Raw genomic sequence first — 17326 nt, 5'->3', positions numbered from 1 at the left:
GAAATTGATAAAAAAAGCTCCCTTTCTAGGGAACTTTTTTATCTTATTCAATGGTATATCGGCTATCTTGTGAAACATATAAACTTTTTGAATTAATTTCTATACTACAATCCCCTAATCGCCGCTTTACTTCTGATAGTAATTTTTCATTTGCTTCCTCTAAAGAACTTGCTGGAATCACCGTAGATTGTGAGCTTGATACTTTACCACTATACATCACTGAAAAATTCAATTCATATTGATGTATCAAGATTTCTCCACTCCTTTTTCCCCTAAGTTTTCTCACAGATCATTCTTATTTGTTGTTTACAATTATAATTTTTGAAGATAGGTACACACTTTGATACATATAAGGTTTTCCTTGGTTAGGTGATAGCACACCGCAATCTTGCACGTCAGCGATACCAGAAATGGACTTCGCCTTTGGTAGCAAGAATCCTACTGATGTTAGTCAGCTGGTCCCTTTAGGGGTGAGAGTGTCAATTAATAAAATATATGCAATAACTTTTAAAAAAATCATTGTTACATCTCACTAAGAACACAATTATTTTTTCCTGACTTTTTCAATGATTGCACCGATATATGCGCTCCCCTTTACCATGCCACGCGATACGTATGGCGGAATTAACTTTATCATTTTAGCCAAGAAAACTCCTTCCTCAAGGAACGCGAAGTGAGTAGGTGGGAGATGAATTGGCTTCGAACAAAGGATGGCAGGAAGCCATCTTAATTGTTCGACATACATAAACTGTTACTTTACTACCTATCGAATGTACGTTTGTTGTATGATAGACACATATCGAAATGGGGGTGAAACGAATGATGATCAATAAAGCATATAAATTTCGTATCTATCCAAATCAAGCACAAGCGACCCTAATCAATAAAACGATTGGCTGTTCTCGTTTTGTATTCAATCACTTCCTATCTCTATGGGATAATGCATACAGAGAAACAGGAAAAGGTCTGGCATATGGTACATGCTCTGCCAAACTTCCTGCCATGAAGAAAGAGTTTGTTTGGCTCAAAGAAGTGGATAGTATTGCGATTCAGTCATCTGTTCGCAACCTTGCGGATGCTTATACACGCTTTTTCAAAAAACAAACTAGTGCCCCGCGTTTCAAATCTAAGAAAAACAACGTACAATCTTACACCACAAAACAAACAAATGAAAACATTGCCATTGTAGGAAAAAAGATAAAGTTGCCGAAACTAGGTCTTGTTCGATTTGCCAAGAGTCGCAAAGTAAAGGGACGTATTGTAAATGCTACAGTTAGACGCAATCCTTCTGGCAGATACTTTGTGTCCCTGTTAGTTGAAACAGAAGTACAAGAACTTCCGAAAACGCAATCTTCCATTGGAATGGATGTGGGACTAAAAGATTTCGCCATTTTGTCAGATGGAACAATCTATAAAAATCCGAAGTTTTTTCGATCATTAGAAGAGAAGTTGGCGAAAGCACAGCGTGTTCTTTCTAGAAGAATAAAAGGATCTACTCGCTGGAATAAACAGCGAGTAAAGGTAGCTAGAATTCATGAATATATGGCAAATGCTAGAAAAGATTACTTGGACAAAATCTCAACTGAAATCATCAAAAACCACGATGTTATTGGTATAGAGGATTTGCAAGTATCGAATATGTTAAAGAATCATAAGTTAGCAAAAGCAATTAGTGAGGTATCATGGTCACAGTTTCGAACTATGTTGGAATATAAGGCAAAATGGTACGGCAAACAAATCATTGTCGTATCGAAAACATTTGCTTCAAGCCAATTATGTTCTTGTTGTGGATATCAAAACAAAGACGTTAAAAATCTAAACCTACGTAAATGGGACTGCCCTTCTTGTCGTACACACCATGATAGGGATATTAACGCAAGTATCAATCTAAAGAATGAAGCGATAAGGCTTCTAACCGCAAGGACTGCGGAGATAGCCTAATAAATTAGAGTTCGATAGAACTCTTTACTTAGGAATCCCCCTCTTCTAAACGAAGTGAAAGTGGGGGTAGTTCAATCAATGGAATGAATTGTTTGAAAGAGAAGGAATCTACTTAGAATGATAATTTAGTAGGATAGGAAACCGTAAACGGAGCGTGTCTTTGGGTGCACTGACTAATACCCCTTTTGGAATCGTATATAACCTAACTTCTTTTCCTATGCATCCTCTTAGTAAAATCATGAACAAGAAACTAAGGAACAATCTACCTTTCATAAAGCCCTTACCCTCTTTAACATGCAATCCAGTAAAATAATTTGTTTCAGATACGTAGAAATAAGGTATAATTAGCAATCAATGATTAGCTAATTATACCTAAATCTATTTGTTTCCAACCCAAAAGAGATAAATAGTTTTGTTCCCATTCATGAAATAGCACGATGTATGCATAATTACATATCTATTAAAATGCTTTTAGTGTTATATTTTAATAGCGATGAATGCTATTATTTCATAAGTTGTCAACAAGCGTTATGTATGTATGAGAAAAAGGAAGGAGTCAAATAGGACCCTTCCTTTTTCTTCCAACTAAATAAATTACTCTCTGGTAATAATTTAAATAGTGATGCTGATTCACAGGCGTCTAATTATTGCTGGTATGATTACTTTAACTATTGTGGCAATACTTACGAGAAGTAAATACTCTTTTATTTACGATACAATGGAATTATTATCGTTTATTTCTCAACATTTAACATATTGAATTAAATTCCTTTTATTGCTATTATAATGGTGACAGTTTGTTTTCTAGTGCTTTAATTGAAGGACCTGATTTAATACATCAGGTCCTTCTTAATTTTCTCACTAATAAGATAATATTTTCCAACTAGATAGACATATGTTATTTTATACAGACACTTCACTCATAAAAATCTACCTTTTTTTAAAATGACTGAGATTCTATAGACTTTTTTAAAAGTAATAAATAATTATAAATAAAAAGAGAAGAACCCACCATAGTTCTTCTCTTTTTATTTATAAATTTAGGGTTTTCATATCTGTTGATATGAATAGCAGTAAATTAATGGATGAATAATTTACTAACAAAATTATAACATGTTAAACAAAGGCTTTTATATGCAATATTGCATATAAAAATTCAATTTTCAAACAATCACATATTATAAAATAACAACTCAATTAGTTGTTATTTTATAATTAAGCAGATAATAAAAAAGCAACTCGGATTGGGGTTCGAGTTGCTTTTTTAAATAATGCTTATATATGTATTATAACATTTCGCGTAATAAATCCAATATCAAGTGACTGACTTTACTTATTTCTCAATATTTTCAGTTTTACGAAATTGCTCTTTAGCGTTTGGAAAACTATTATAATTACCAAGATCTATTAAATTTTTTCAATAATATACTTCTTAATGAAAGATAGAATGTTATACTATTTCATGAGTATAATTGCTTTTACAATTTGTTGAAAATAGATACTCAATAACTTTTGATCATCCGATGCTTTTTTCATAATATAAATTCCTCCTTTTAAAATTTTTTACCATATAATATTTTATATCTATATCTGAATACCTTTATAATACTAAACCCTACTTCGACTTACCATTTCACCTGTAATGGAAAAAGGTTATATTTTTTCTATTTGAAACTAATTTGAAAGGATTTTTTATCAAATGAAAAATACAGTTATTCAAACTAAATCCACTAACATAATTGGGACGGAAAATAGTAATAAAGAAGCAACTACAAATTCTTTACAAGCAATATTAGAAATAAAAGTAAAAGAGGGACAATTCCAGGAATTTATGGATTGTATACAGCTTGAAACAAATATTGAATTTTGTTATAGAGTTACAGGAAAGACTGACTTTATTGCTAAAATCATAATAGCTGATTTGAGAGAATTAGAAGAATTTGTTGATAATTATATTTCCGTGGCTCAAATAGTATCTAATCTTATAATATTCAAAACAAATACTAATTATGATTTGACAGAGAATTAAGGTTATAAGCGACTTTTCCTAATAATAAACACCATAACTAAAAACTACACTCCTAACAATTTGGGTGTAGTTTTTTGGCAATATAAATTAAGTTTAAGTTACAACTTGTGATATGAACCATAAGTTTTCCGAAACGGCAAGCTTATGCTTCCTGTAGCTTTGAAATAAATTCGCACCGATTATAAAAAAGTTGATCGTTTTATCCCTTTGGGTTTACTTATCTATAGGGATATTTTTATTAATAAAAGAAACATGATATATAAACTGAATATAAAAACGTTTTAATCCTTTAAAAATATTCCATAATTTAGTATTATTTAAATATGGAATATTTTGTTTGCATGAAAGGAGTAACTATATGTTTTTACAAAAATATAAAGGTTTGATTATTGGGATAATTGGTGCTGTTATAGGGATATTATCTTTCTTTTATCTTAAAGATTTAGATTATATGTATAGATTGGGTCTTAGATTATTTTCTATAACATTAATAACTATAGGATGGATTATTGTCGAGAATTCGAACCATTTCTATAAAAAAAAGGATAATAGTAGTGTATAGATGTTACTATTCCCAAATTTTTTTGCGTTTTATTAATCAGAGAATCACATAGTAAGGTTAACATGTGTAATTTTAATCAACCATTTTTATAAAAACCAATCTTAAATCTACTGGAAAAGAATCTATTATAAAATCAACGTTTGTAGCATGTTTTTGATCAAACTTTATTACAAACAAACAGCATTCACGGCAAGTTTATGCTTCCAATTGCGGCAAACTTATAGGTAAAATGACACAACTCTAAAACATAATATAAATACATTCCTACACAAAATGCATAGTAAAATATAACTAATACTCTCATATCTATATAAAGAATTAATATGGATATTGTTTCACTTGAGAAATCTATCAATAGAGTAGTTGAAATTTAATTGCTTATTTGAATTGGGATTAGGAGATGATATTGACTATTTTAATTATAATTAAAGGCGAACTAAAAGAAATGAGTACTGTATAATACAGTACTCATTTTTACATAGTTATTTATGCGTTGTTTCTACATTATAAAATTTACTTCATTAGCTATTCTTTTTATTTAATACGCTGGTATTAAAATGATTTTGGAGCAACTTCTTGTTGTAAAACTTCTATTTTTTTCCTATGATTTAGTTCGTTAAGATAAATTACCATCATAGTAGCAGCAACAACCGTACCTATCACTCCAAACAGATGGCCTGCATTCATAATCCCAATCCATTGAATAGGTAATGCTAACGATAAAGGTAAAGCGGCTTTGGTAAACTGGAATGCTAGTGTAGATCGACTAGACCAAATAACCGTTTCTTCTTTTGTTTTAATAAAGTCAAACATGACAGTTCTTTGATTGATACGTGAACGATTAAAAACAAAACCAAGCATAAATGAAACGGCAATTGCTAAATACCAGGAATGCACTAATCCTAAAGTAATATCAAAAACAGCAATTAATAGAAAAATTGACCTTGGAATAAATTTTTCAAATTTCCCAACAAGTGTAGCTAATAAAGCCCCTAAACCTGCTGCAGCACTAACAAATCCATACTGCATAGGATCCCAACGATATACATCGTGAAATAAAATTGGTACTAAAAAATTAAATGATGCAAGTTGTATTGTTAAAACAGCAATACCAGTAATTGTAATCCATAATATTTTTGAATTATCTATTGGATTTATTTTTTCAATATGATTTGATACAGGTTTTTTATTTTGCTGAACATCTTTACTTTTTAATAGCGGCATTAGAAGAGGTAAAAATACCCCAATACCTAAAGAGAATGCTAAACCATAAAGTACATTATTAAATCCACCTACATTCATCATAAATCCTGCTATTGCGTTCCCACCAAATGCTCCAATTTGTATTGCAGTTTGTAACATATTTGAAGCCTTTCCTGCTGGAATTTCTCCTGATAATACCATTTGAGACATATAAGTTTCCAAGCTTTGCGTAGATAAAAATAAAATAATAGAAAAAACACCTGCAAAAATATATAAAGTAAAAACATTAATATGCTCACTATTTAAAAGACTTATTATAATCAGAATAATACCGATGCAACGGACACCAGAGAAAATTAACAATGGACTTTTTGTTAACCACATCTTAAGACTTTTCGAATATTTTTGCATAAAGAATGGTAACAAACTCATTAATGTTAATATAATTCCTAAATGAGTAACTGACCCCCCTTTATCCAAAATTGTCCAGGTTAGAGTTACTGTTAACATACCTTCCCCACAAAGAGTCAGCGCCAATAGTACTATAAATATAAATTGAATTGGCATTATACATTCCTTCTTTCTTATATCGGTTGTTTGACCTTAAATTTGTTTTAACTTGTTTAAAGAAAGGGATTTGGAAAATACATAACAAAATTGCACATTGAAAATATTCTGTTATATCCGCCCTAAATACTATTAGATTGCTATTTAAATACTGTAAACAATCCAATCACTCTTATTTGCTTTTTGTTTTTTATAGAAATTTTGGGCAACTATATTATCTTTTGCGGTAACCCATTCCATATATGCATAATTATTGTCTTGGACGTACTTTTTACAAGTATTAAATAACATATCCCCAACACCCAATTTTCTATAATTAGGGATAACAAATAAATCATTTAAAATCATTGCTCTTCCCATACTTAACGTACTGAAAGTGGTATATAAAGTAGCAAATCCTACTGGCTCTTTATTAACCGTACAAACGTAGAATAATCCCAAATCTTTATTTTTTATTATCGTATTTACTAATGTATCTAAAGAACTTTTTTCATGCACAGGTTTTTCATAGAATTCCATATACATTCTAATTAAATTGATAACAGTCTCTCTATCATCATAGGTCGCTTCAAAAATTTCAATATTCTCGAGATTGTTCATAGTCTTTTCTCCCCTTATACTCCAGTAATCATTTTCGCTATTCTCTTACCAATACCAGGAGCCAACTTTACTCCACCACCACTCCAGCCAGTTGCAACGATTAAGCCTTGTGCTTGTGGAAATTGTTCTATAATTCCTCGATTATCTGATGTATATGCATCAAAGCTTCTTCTTCCACCTATAAATAATTTTTTATTTAGATATGGTAATCTAATTTTTGAATTTTGAAGCATTTCTTCAAAGTCATTTGGGTCAATTGACATTTTTTTGTCCGGATCAATATCATACTTATCTACTGGATATCCTACTAGAGAAGTACCTAGATTATCAGGTCTGCCATATAATCCAGTACTATCATCTATAAAAATTGGATGGTCTTTTTGTCCTATACCATCAAAGAAATGAATTTGAATAATTTTACTTCTTACTGGAATTTTAATGCCTATAGTATCTAATATATTTCCACTCCAGGCTCCAGCTGCAATAACAACATGTTTACAATGTATAGTCCCATAGGAGGTTTTAACACCTACAACACAGTTATTATCCATTAGAATTTCTTTCACTTCAATTCCTTCACAAGCTAATGCACCTTTAGTTCTAGATGTTTCAATCCATGTATTCGTGGCTAACGATGGGCTAATGTACCCTGCTTGTTCCTCGTAAGCCACACAGCTGTTTTTAGGAAAATTTATAAATTTAAATTCTTTCTTTAATACTTCAGGTGAAAGGATACTAATTTTATGCCCCGATTTTTCAAGTTCTCCAATTTGCTTTTCCATTTTTATATGTTGTGTTTCATTTTCAACATATAACATTCCAGTCTGCTTAAATTTAACCTCTTCACTAATACTAAAAAAATCATTTATTCCTTCTTTTGCTATTTCAGTTAGATACGGATCATTATGATAGACCCTTATAAAACCTCCGGATTGGCCTGTTGATCCACTACTAAAGGAATTTTTCTCTAATAAAATGGTATTTGTAATATTTTGCTTGGTTAAATAATACTGTATAGCTGCACCAATAATGCCGCCGCCAATAATAACTACATCAGCTGAATGTTTTATGATAATTCACCTCAACAAAAGATTTATCAATAACTTGTGCAATTATCCATGAAGCTCCTAAACGATCTCCATTGCTTGAAAATTTAATTGTAGAATTGCCTGTTGCTAATTCATTAATTAAGTTTTCTACATTAGATTCGATACATTCTAATAGATACGAAGCTGCAAGAAATGATGTTTCTACATAATCCTCTTTTGCTTTTATGGTAAAAGCATCGTTAGAATAATCTTGGGCTAATTCTATAAATTCATCTACATAAGAATCATCTGAAGCTATAAAAATTCCTTTATACCCTCTCATCCTTAGTTCCCTTAGATACGTTGCGGAGTTAAAGTGTGTCCCAGCAAAGAATATTGCATCGCTATGCTTATTATTTTCACTATTAAAATCTTCAATTCTAGTAACTTCTTTAAATAAAGGATTTGCACTTTGATACAGTAAATCTGCTAGGCTTTTCCCGTAAAATGTTTCATCAGAAACTGCCGTAATCGTTTGAATATCTTTAGTTTTCAAAAAATTAATAACAGTTTCAGCTTGTACCAAATCATTAGAACAAAACCTAAATACTAATTCCTCGCTATTAAGCGTAACTTCTAAATTAGTTGATGCAGGAACTAAGAATGGAATTTTCGCCTTGGAATAAAACGGTATTGCTTTTAAAGCACATGCACTATTAAAGTGTCCAATTACAGCGACAACCCCTGATTCAATCATTTTTTTAGAAATATCTTTGATGGTATTTGGATCTCCTTTATCATCTTGATAAACCCATTCGATGTTATCAGCATAATTTAGCTTCGCACGATTTACACCCTCAATTAACATTTGTCCGTATACAGACCTAGGACCTGAAAAAGGGCCTACTACTCCAATTTTTATTTTCTCTTTCATAATTTGAGCTCCCTATATATTTTTTATTAGGAAATATGAGGAGGTAAGTACTACCTCCTCATATTATCAAATATTCTGAAGATAAAAACTGTCGTTTGTTTTTGAAAAATAATTCTCTTGAAGATCCACTTTCTGTCCAGCAGGCAAAAAGCTTACTTCCTCATCCAACTGCATTTCAACATTAAATCCCAAATCCCCCCATAGCATTTTACCAAATGTAGGCATAATTGGGCTAGAAAATAATGCTAAAATTTTCGCAGTATATAATTCTAGTGCAATAGCAGTATTTCTTCTTTGTTGATTATTCTTTAATACGGTTAAAAATTCTTCTCCTGCCGAGAATTTTTTAGCAATTCTCACTAATTCGTTTAATAATCTAACTACCTTTTGCGGTGAAAATGTATTTGGTTCATATGCATTCATAATTTCATTCATAATTCGATTTACATGTTGATAATACATTAAATAATTACCTGATAGTGTCTCTAATTCTGGAGCACCATTTGGAAACTCTGCTTCTAACTTGCATTTTAAATCATGTAACCATGATTCCCATTCTTGGTTTAAATTCGTATCTACAATATGATTAAATTCTTCCATAGTAAAGTTTGTTTCAACTGTTTCCGGTCTACTATAAGATAAATAATACCTTACAACATCATGTGAAGCATTTTCTAACAATTCTTTGCCCCATACAGCATGTCCCCTGCTTGTTGAAAACTTAAGACCCTCTAGTTGATAAAATTCATTTGTTATCATTGTTTTAGGAAGATTTATATCTTCACTATATGCTAGCCAAATAGCTGGGAAAAGCACTGAATGGAAATAACCATTATCATATCCAAAGAAATTAATGATAGTCGTATCTTTATTCTTCCAAAAATCCCTTAACGTATACGAAAGGTTTTTATCCTGAATTAATTCGTTTGTCGCAGATAAATATCCAGGTGCCATTTCAAACCATACATATATAGTTTGATTTTCATATCCTTCTACCGGAACTGGAATTCCCCAATCAGATACATGTGAAATAGGAATATCAGGCAAATCCTCATCTAGCATTCTCTCACATAATGCCGTTAGATGCGGCCCTATTTTTAATTCTTTGTAGTACTGTTTTAATTGTGTTTTATAATTACTTAATGGGAAAAATAGTTGTTTAATTTTAGATTTCTCTGGTTCGCTGCCACAACATTTACAAGTTGGGTTTAATAAATCTATACACAAATTAGGTCTACCACATTTTTCACAAGCGTTGCCATCTGATAATTCATCACAATGTGGACAATTACCTCTCACATAAGCTTCATAAAGGTGCTTATCGCATTGCTTACAGAATAGAATGTCGACTTCTTTTTCTACTAATTTACCTTCATTCCAAAGTTTTTCAAAAAACTCTTTGACAAACTCAATATGGAATGTTGAAAAATGAGGTTTTACAAAAATATCCGGATTAATTTCTGCTAGTCTTAATGTTTTTTCAATTTCATTAGCAAAATGATCTGCCGTTTCTCTAGGAGATTTTTCTAATTGTCCCGCCTTAAACGGCACATAGCTTTGATGATCATCCGCCCCACTCATATAAAAGACTTCATTTCCTTTAAGTTTTAAATATCTAGTTAAAATGTCAGCTCCCGTATATGGACCAGATAGGTGCCCCACATGTAAATCACCATTAGGCGTTGGTGGTGTGGCCGTTATTAAATATTTCTTTTTACCTGAATCTAACTTCTTACTATTTTTTTTACTAAAAGCATTTTCCCACCATATGGTGAAGAATATCAAATTTTCATCTGATGTATTTTTCAAACTATGTTCTTCAAATGGTGGAATAAAGATGGCGTCCCCTTGCGTAACAGGTTCTTCTTTTTTACCCACTTTAACTATTCCTTCACCCTTAAAGATAATAAAAGTTTCAACTTCATGATGTCCATGAATTTTAGAAATTTCTCCAGGTTCTATGATTCCCCACATTGCACCAAATGGTGAATCATATAATTTATTAGAATGCGGAAATAATCGTTGACACATAATATCATATTCATTTGTGAAAATCTGTGGATTTATCTTTTCAATATGCATCTTTAGACCCCCTATATTATGAAACCACGTTTTTAGTTTTTTCTTCTGTTAATGAATTATTTTCTTGTACGGTTTTTAAAATTTCATTTGACCGAATAGATAAATTAGATAATAAAGTGTCACTCAGTCCATGAGTGCTTTCATTTACACCCTGCAAATAAATACCAGGTTTAAATTTATCCGTTGTTTCTAAACGATAATTTCGGGAAACTTCAATATTATCTGAAATGTACGAGTTAAGATTTCTTAATAAAGGATGGTTCTTTTTACTTTCGTACCCAGTAGCAAGAATTACAGCATCAGCTTCAATAACAACTTCTGTATGTTTAACTATGTCTTTATAATAAACAACCGCTTTATCAGACAGTGTTTCTATCTCCGTTAATTCTAAAAATGGCTTTATTCTAAAACGATCTTCTCCATGAAATTTTTGGTTATATAAAGCTTTATTAATTTGGCTTATTAAACTTCCATCCGCAGCTGCATAATTAGTATCACTGTGGTGTTTTAATAAAGCATCTCGATTTTTTTCTGGTAAAGAATAAATAAAGTCAATCATATTAGCGTCAAATATACGATTAACAAGCTTACTTTCATTTACAGCTTTATATGAGAAAGGTCTCATCGTTGCCGTAATATCTGATTTCGGATAATTATTGATTAGATGGAAAAATAATTCAGCTGAACTTTGTCCAGATCCTACAACTAAAAACTTATGAGCATCATTTTGTTTAAAGTTATTAATTTTGTTTTTAAATTGACTTGAATGAAATACTCTACTATTATTCATTTCAATATTTATTGGCGTTCTTGGTGTTCCACCCGTAGCCAAAACAATATTTTTAGTAATATAGCTCTCTAATTGATTAGTTTTTGTATTTTGCACAATAACTTCTAACAATTCGACAGAATCTTCAGACACAATAGGGTCTACTGAAATTACTGTTCGACTATAATAAACATGTTCTTCTAATTGAGAAGCAACCCAAGACATATAATCATTGTATTCAAGTCGTGACGGATAAAACTCTGAGAGATTAATAAAATCACTTAGTCTTTCATTTTCATGTAGATAATTTAAAAAGGAGAATTTACTTTTAGGATTTTTTAGAGTTACAAGGTCTTTCAAAAATGAAATTTGAATATTTGTATTATCTAAAAGCATCCCCGGATGCCATTGATAGTGCGTTTTTTCTTCCAGAAAAATTCTTTCCATTGAATTATTTTCTTCTTCAATAGCAGTTGCTAATGCTAGGTTCGCTGGCCCAAATCCAATTCCAATAACGTCATAGATTTTATTTTTCATTTGACTCGTCCTTTTCGTTTTTTTTAAAATTCTCGTATATAATTTTATTTTTTTATATTTTTTTATATTTTTTTTATATTTTTAAAAATAATTCCAGAAAAAGTTTTATTTAGACATAGTGACTTTCTTACTTAAAAGTTCAGTGATAAGTTCAATTGTTGTGTTGACAGTAATATTATCCTTGTCTAATATAGGGTTTATTTCCGTGAACTCTGCAGCTACTAAGTTTGTATTATTTCTTAGCATATCAATTGCCTCTTTTGTATCATCTAAACTTAAACCATGTGGAACTGCCAATCCTCCTCCAGGAGCAAATTCAGGATCTAAAGCATCTAAATCAAATGTTAGATGAACTGCATCTGTATTATTATTGAGAATCTTAATTGCTTTTTCCATAATACTTTTTATTCCTTGTTTTCTCACATCTTCTGCTGTAAAAATTGTTACTCCTAAATTTTTGAGAAACTCTTCTTCCCCTGGGTCTAAATCTCGAATTCCTATTTGTACGATATTCTTTGGATCAATTTTAGTTTCTTTCTCTAGAAAATCTTTAAATTTTTCGTTACCGTATCCTAAGAGAATTGCTAAAGACATCCCATGAATATTACCAGAAATCGATGTTTCAAATGTATTTGCATCCCCATGAGCATCAAACCAGATTACTCCCAATCGTGGTATTTTTCTAAGAATTCCAGTAACAGTACCAATTGCAATACTATGATCTCCACCTAAAACTAATGGGAAATGCCCTTCTTCTAATTCGTTCTCAACTGTCGAAGCAATATTTTTACATATATCAATTACTTCATTTGAAAACTCTTGTTTGACAATTCCATAATTTTTATTATTGGTTGAAGGAAGAGAAATGTCTCCTAGATCAACAAAATCAATTCCGATTTCAGTTAATTGTTTCGACATACCGCCATATCTTACAACATATGGTCCAAGGTCAACCCCTCCTATACTAGCTCCGAAGTAAGTAGGTGCTCCCAAAATAGATACTTTTTTATTCATAATATTTTCCACTCCATTTCTATGATAATACATATAGGATTACTCGGTTTTAAATTGATACTATTAAATACTTTATCGATAAATCTAGCGGTTATATTCCTCATTTAAAACAAGGAATATAACAACCAGATTTACTTAAGTTTTTATGCATGAACCGGAATTTCTAATTCTATATCTAATTGATTATCTAGTACTCTAGCTCTTTGGCGCAATTTTTCTACATCAGATTTATCATTATATGGCGCTCTTAATGAAAGTAAGCCCGTTATATCAAATCCTTTTGGAGCATGATATACTTCAGATCCTACTTTTGCTACAGGATAGTAAGCTTTATACTCTGGCTGTTCAGCAACAATTCCTAATTCATTTTTCTTTATAATTCCAGATCTATATACAAATTTAATACAAGTACAAGATTTTGGTGTTGTAGATCTAGTTAAGAAGAATTCCATAATATCCCCTTTACAATCTAATAAACCAAGAATATTAACGGCTACTAAATCAATTCCGTGTACATCACGTATATTACGATAAACATGCCCGCCACTGATTCTAGTACTAAATTCTACAACTTTAAAATTCCCTTGCGTATCTCGGCGCAGTTCTACATTAAATAAACTGTTTTCAATAGCTAATTTTCCACATATTTCTTTAGCAATATTAACAACTATGTCTTCATCTACACCAACATACGGTAAAGTGTATTCATCTTCCTCAAAATATGGGCCCATCATTTTATTTTTATTGTGAATTCCACCAAGGTAAAATTCTCCATTTAAAACGACTCCATCAACTGTAATTTCTTCACCAGTCAGAAATTCTTCTACTAATGCCACACATTGTTGTGTTTGGTTAAAGTAGAATCCTTTATTTGTTTTAGAAAGATTAATAATTTTTTCTAATGAATTATTCAATTCTTCTAAGTTGTTAACTAAATATACAGATTCACTGCTAGCAGCCATAGTAGGCTTAATAATTACAGGGAAAGGAATATTTTCTATTTCTTTCTCTGCATCCTCTATAGAATTAACTTTTGCAAATTTAGGACTAGCAATAGAATTCTTTAACATAAATTCTCTCTGCTTTGATTTATCTCGAGATGTCGTAGCAGCTTCAACAGATAACGCTTTATTCCCAAAGCGTTCATTAATTTTAGCAGTTAAGACAATATCAGTTTCTTGCCAAGTGACAAAAAAGCTAATTCCTATATCTTTTCCTTTTGTAAAAATATAATTTTCAGCATCTATTTCAGAAGCCTCTTCAAGTACAATTACTTCTTTAAAGCGCGCATCCATTGTTTTACTTGGTACACTCGTAAACAAGTAAAGTTCATCAGATATTCTTCCTGCAGTTTCAATATGATCACCATGAATGCTATAACCTTTTCTCATGATGATTCCAATTTTTTTATTTTTCATATGTAATCTCCTTTTCTTCTCTGTATATCTTGATATCACGTTGTAATCGTATACTAAAACTTTTAATTGTTCAATAGATTAGAAATATTTAGAAATATTTTCCCGTAAATATATTTTTATGTAAAAAAATACTAAAAATTCCCAAATTAAAAGTCATACAACTAGATATTTTTACTTAAGAAAAACAAACAAGAATTCATTAAAACGCCGTAAAGTTTACCTTTTTTAAACATAAATTTACTATTTTTAACATTTATGTTTTTTTCTATTGATTATTATTTATTGAAAAAGTTTATTTTTCTTTAATGGAATAACATACCTGCCTATAATTAGTTGTTGTCTAATTTAAACAAACTTGATAAAAAGACATTTATTTTTACCTTTCTTATTATGCAATTATCGTTGTAATTCAAAATCTTTTTCGCAAGAATATTCAGCAGGTGCAAAGAAAACTAGTACCGTGAGATCTTCTTCAATAGTATGAAATCTATGTTTCATGTTAGCCTTTACATAAATAATAGAACCAGATTCCACAAAAATATTTTCACTCTCTACTTCAAGTTGTGCTCTGCCATTGATAATATAATATACTTCATCTTCTGTATGTGGTTGCTGCATATCTAAAGATCCTGCTTTCAATTCATAAATTCCCATACTTAAATCCGTTTCATGCAAAAATTCATAATAATTTTTGTCTATATTTCTTTTTTCTCTTAAAATCTGTGTAAGTTGATAATTTTTCATTTGCTATCCTCCTAATATTATAAAATTCTAGAATCAATTAACTTAGTTAACTTAATAAAAGGAATATATCAGGTATAATCTAAATCCCTTATATGTGTCTAAAGAATTAATTAAAGATATAGAAACTGCCAGCATAACAAAAAGAGATAGAAATAGTCCTATCTCTTTTCTACATAAAGGCCATGCTTACAGATTATCCTTTCATTTCAAACTTAATTTTAATAGGGGAAATCTTAATATTCAATCTCTAAAATATTTTCTCAATATGTATAATTTAATCTTTAATTTATACTATAGTTAACTCTATTTTTAACACATTATCCAAATATACGGTGTTTTCTCACTCTTATGAAGGATATTAATTCAAGGATCATACCGAGATGAATTTAATACCAGTATTGTCAATAAGTTCTTGAATGAACTATCTATTTTTCCTTACATATAATACTTCTTATCAGATATCGCGCTTTGTATAACAAAGTACTAGATAATATCTTCTTGTTTTACTTTACCTTTAACCTTTTATTATGATCCGTAATGTATGTACTAATGACATACCTAACAATCTTAATTATAAGCAGTCTTGTGAACTACAAACATCAAAGTGGAAGCTATATGCATAGTAGTAGTATTATAAATACCCTGAAACAAGGGGATTCATTCGGTTTTGTTAAAATTAATTCGATGGCTATTAAAAATAAAAATTAACCAAAGTAAATATTACCGAGTGTTGGGTAGTTCATATAACCATTCCGTAAAATCTATAAAAATTGAAAGGAGATAAATACATATGAAAAAAATGAATTTCATTAGATCACTTATACTTATATTCACAGTTATAGCTCTAGGAGCATGCAAAGATGAAAAACTCAACAATTCACTTGATTGGGATGTGCAGAAGTTCTCATTTACAGATCAAAATGGGAAGCAATATGGATCAGCTGAGTTACAAGATAAAATTTGGGTAGCTGATTTCTTCTTTACAAGTTGCCAAACAGTTTGTCCACCTATGACAGCCAATATGGCAAAACTCCAGAGAATGTTGAATGCGGACGGGATTAAAGATGTAGAATTTGTATCATTTAGTGTGGATCCTGAAGTAGACACACCAGAAAAAATAACAGAATTTATGAAGGCCTATGAAATGGATGGAAGTAGGACTCATTTCCTCACGGGATATAAAAGAGCAGATATTGAAAAGTTTGCTAAAGAAAACTTCCAATCACTTGTAACTAAACCAGAAAATGATACACAAGTTATACATGGTACAAGTTTTTATCTGATTGACAAAAATGGAAAAGTTCTAAAAAAATATTCAGGTGTCGAAAATACTCCTTATGACGAAATTGTTCAAGACATTAAAAAAATTCGATAAAAAAATTCTATTAATTCAATATGTAGAGGCAAGTGAAAGTTTATTTTCATTTTTTTAAGATTTACAATAAAATTTGTAATTACTTTCTCAATATAAATACTCTTGTTCATTATGGTTTTAATATTGAGAATCAGCAAAAATTTAAGCATAATAAAAATATGATGGTTATTCCTTTTGTTTACTCCTTGTGTCAAAGATAAGATTGTGTTCCCAATCTTATCTTTTTTCTTTTTAGACTTTTTCATACAAAAAAGGAATCCTTATAATAAGGATTCCTGAAAGAAACGAAGTTTCATAATTAATTTCTTGATTTCGTGCATCATACGTATATATACCATTTTTAAATGGTTTAAATTCTATGGACTGGAGTTGAATGGGTACATGATTTACACAACCATACTTTTCAGCCCTTCTGTACTGTGAACACTTTAAATATTTCCACTCTGCCCGTTCACCACTCTTCTTTTTAGAGTGAGATAATAGGGATATTAACGTAAGTATCCATCTAAAGAATGAAGCCTTA

14 protein-coding genes are annotated in these 17326 nt (G+C 30.5%); 4 read left to right on the top strand and 10 right to left on the bottom strand.

Annotated elements, in window-relative coordinates; genetic code table 11:
* Window positions 1–43 precede the first annotated feature (43 nt).
* On the bottom strand, window positions 44–250 hold the full coding sequence (locus JDS95_RS24330; protein WP_000581811.1) for a hypothetical protein: 207 nt from the start codon (window positions 248–250) through the stop codon (window positions 44–46).
* A 569-nt stretch (window positions 251–819) separates the two neighbouring features.
* On the opposite strand from JDS95_RS24330, the gene tnpB reads away from it, so the two are divergent.
* The 3 genes from tnpB (at window position 820) to JDS95_RS31245 (ending at window position 4532) form a co-directional block, all read left to right on the top strand.
* A complete protein-coding gene (gene tnpB, locus JDS95_RS24325; protein WP_199690839.1) occupies window positions 820–1941 on the top strand; it encodes an IS200/IS605 family element RNA-guided endonuclease TnpB in 1122 nt (373 codons plus the stop codon).
* Between the two features lie 1699 nt (window positions 1942–3640).
* Window positions 3641–3970 (top strand): Lrp/AsnC family transcriptional regulator, encoded by a 330-nt coding sequence (locus JDS95_RS24320; RefSeq protein ID WP_000799642.1) that lies wholly within the window; start codon window positions 3641–3643, stop codon window positions 3968–3970.
* A 358-nt stretch (window positions 3971–4328) separates the two neighbouring features.
* Entirely contained in the window at window positions 4329–4532 is a 204-nt protein-coding gene (locus JDS95_RS31245) for a hypothetical protein (protein WP_000479687.1), read from the top strand.
* A 552-nt stretch (window positions 4533–5084) separates the two neighbouring features.
* Here the strand turns inward: JDS95_RS31245 and JDS95_RS24315 are convergent.
* The 9 genes from JDS95_RS24315 to JDS95_RS24275 form a co-directional block, all read right to left on the bottom strand.
* Window positions 5085–6302, bottom strand: coding sequence for an MFS transporter (locus JDS95_RS24315; RefSeq protein ID WP_001122312.1), 1218 nt, complete (start codon window positions 6300–6302; stop codon window positions 5085–5087).
* A gap of 144 nt (window positions 6303–6446) precedes the next feature.
* Window positions 6447–6902, bottom strand: a complete 456-nt coding sequence (locus JDS95_RS24310; protein WP_001061015.1) for a GNAT family N-acetyltransferase — start codon at window positions 6900–6902, stop codon at window positions 6447–6449.
* A gap of 14 nt (window positions 6903–6916) precedes the next feature.
* The gene (locus JDS95_RS24305) at window positions 6917–7945 is read right to left on the bottom strand and encodes an NAD(P)/FAD-dependent oxidoreductase (protein ID WP_199690840.1); all 1029 of its coding nucleotides are present in this window, start codon (window positions 7943–7945) and stop codon (window positions 6917–6919) included.
* 10 nt (window positions 7946–7955) lie between these two features.
* Window positions 7956–8864 carry a branched-chain amino acid ABC transporter substrate-binding protein gene (locus JDS95_RS24300; protein ID WP_199690838.1) on the bottom strand — a complete coding sequence of 303 codons (909 nt, stop codon included), beginning with the start codon at window positions 8862–8864 and terminating at the stop codon, window positions 7956–7958.
* Window positions 8865–8930: 66 nt separating this feature from the next.
* On the bottom strand, window positions 8931–10946 hold the full coding sequence (locus JDS95_RS24295; RefSeq protein WP_199690837.1) for a class I tRNA ligase family protein: 2016 nt from the start codon (window positions 10944–10946) through the stop codon (window positions 8931–8933).
* Window positions 10947–10962: 16 nt separating this feature from the next.
* Window positions 10963–12252, bottom strand: a complete 1290-nt coding sequence (locus JDS95_RS24290) for a lysine N(6)-hydroxylase/L-ornithine N(5)-oxygenase family protein (RefSeq protein ID WP_199690836.1) — start codon at window positions 12250–12252, stop codon at window positions 10963–10965.
* 105 nt (window positions 12253–12357) lie between these two features.
* The gene (gene rocF / locus JDS95_RS24285) at window positions 12358–13266 is read right to left on the bottom strand and encodes an arginase (protein ID WP_001036991.1); all 909 of its coding nucleotides are present in this window, start codon (window positions 13264–13266) and stop codon (window positions 12358–12360) included.
* 143 nt (window positions 13267–13409) lie between these two features.
* Window positions 13410–14684, bottom strand: a complete 1275-nt coding sequence (locus JDS95_RS24280; protein ID WP_000791268.1) for an ATP-grasp domain-containing protein — start codon at window positions 14682–14684, stop codon at window positions 13410–13412.
* Window positions 14685–15080: 396 nt separating this feature from the next.
* A complete protein-coding gene (locus JDS95_RS24275) occupies window positions 15081–15428 on the bottom strand; it encodes a cupin domain-containing protein (RefSeq protein ID WP_000800968.1) in 348 nt (115 codons plus the stop codon).
* 790 nt (window positions 15429–16218) lie between these two features.
* Between JDS95_RS24275 and JDS95_RS24270 the strand changes: the two genes are divergently transcribed.
* Entirely contained in the window at window positions 16219–16803 is a 585-nt protein-coding gene (locus tag JDS95_RS24270) for an SCO family protein (protein WP_199690835.1), read from the top strand.
* Window positions 16804–17326: the final 523 nt, after the last annotated feature.

The sequence above is a fragment of the Bacillus cereus group sp. N24 genome, assembly GCF_016483345.1.
Lineage (GTDB): Bacteria > Bacillota > Bacilli > Bacillales > Bacillaceae_G > Bacillus_A > Bacillus_A toyonensis.
The sequence above is the reverse complement of the archived record's forward strand: the minus strand, read 5'-3'. Positions and strand labels throughout refer to the sequence as shown.

Coding starts and splice junctions, on each gene's coding strand:
- tnpB (WP_199690839.1), top strand. CDS start 820: ATGATGATCAATAAAGCATATAAATTTCGTATCTATCCAAATCAAGCA.
- JDS95_RS24320 (WP_000799642.1), top strand. CDS start 3,641: ATGAAAAATACAGTTATTCAAACTAAATCCACTAACATAATTGGGACG.
- JDS95_RS31245 (WP_000479687.1), top strand. CDS start 4,329: ATGTTTTTACAAAAATATAAAGGTTTGATTATTGGGATAATTGGTGCT.
- JDS95_RS24315 (WP_001122312.1), bottom strand. CDS start 6,302: ATGCCAATTCAATTTATATTTATAGTACTATTGGCGCTGACTCTTTGT.
- JDS95_RS24310 (WP_001061015.1), bottom strand. CDS start 6,902: ATGAACAATCTCGAGAATATTGAAATTTTTGAAGCGACCTATGATGAT.
- JDS95_RS24300 (WP_199690838.1), bottom strand. CDS start 8,864: ATGAAAGAGAAAATAAAAATTGGAGTAGTAGGCCCTTTTTCAGGTCCT.
- JDS95_RS24295 (WP_199690837.1), bottom strand. CDS start 10,946: ATGCATATTGAAAAGATAAATCCACAGATTTTCACAAATGAATATGAT.
- JDS95_RS24290 (WP_199690836.1), bottom strand. CDS start 12,252: ATGAAAAATAAAATCTATGACGTTATTGGAATTGGATTTGGGCCAGCG.
- rocF (WP_001036991.1), bottom strand. CDS start 13,266: ATGAATAAAAAAGTATCTATTTTGGGAGCACCTACTTACTTCGGAGCT.
- JDS95_RS24280 (WP_000791268.1), bottom strand. CDS start 14,684: ATGAAAAATAAAAAAATTGGAATCATCATGAGAAAAGGTTATAGCATT.
- JDS95_RS24275 (WP_000800968.1), bottom strand. CDS start 15,428: ATGAAAAATTATCAACTTACACAGATTTTAAGAGAAAAAAGAAATATA.
- JDS95_RS24270 (WP_199690835.1), top strand. CDS start 16,219: ATGAAAAAAATGAATTTCATTAGATCACTTATACTTATATTCACAGTT.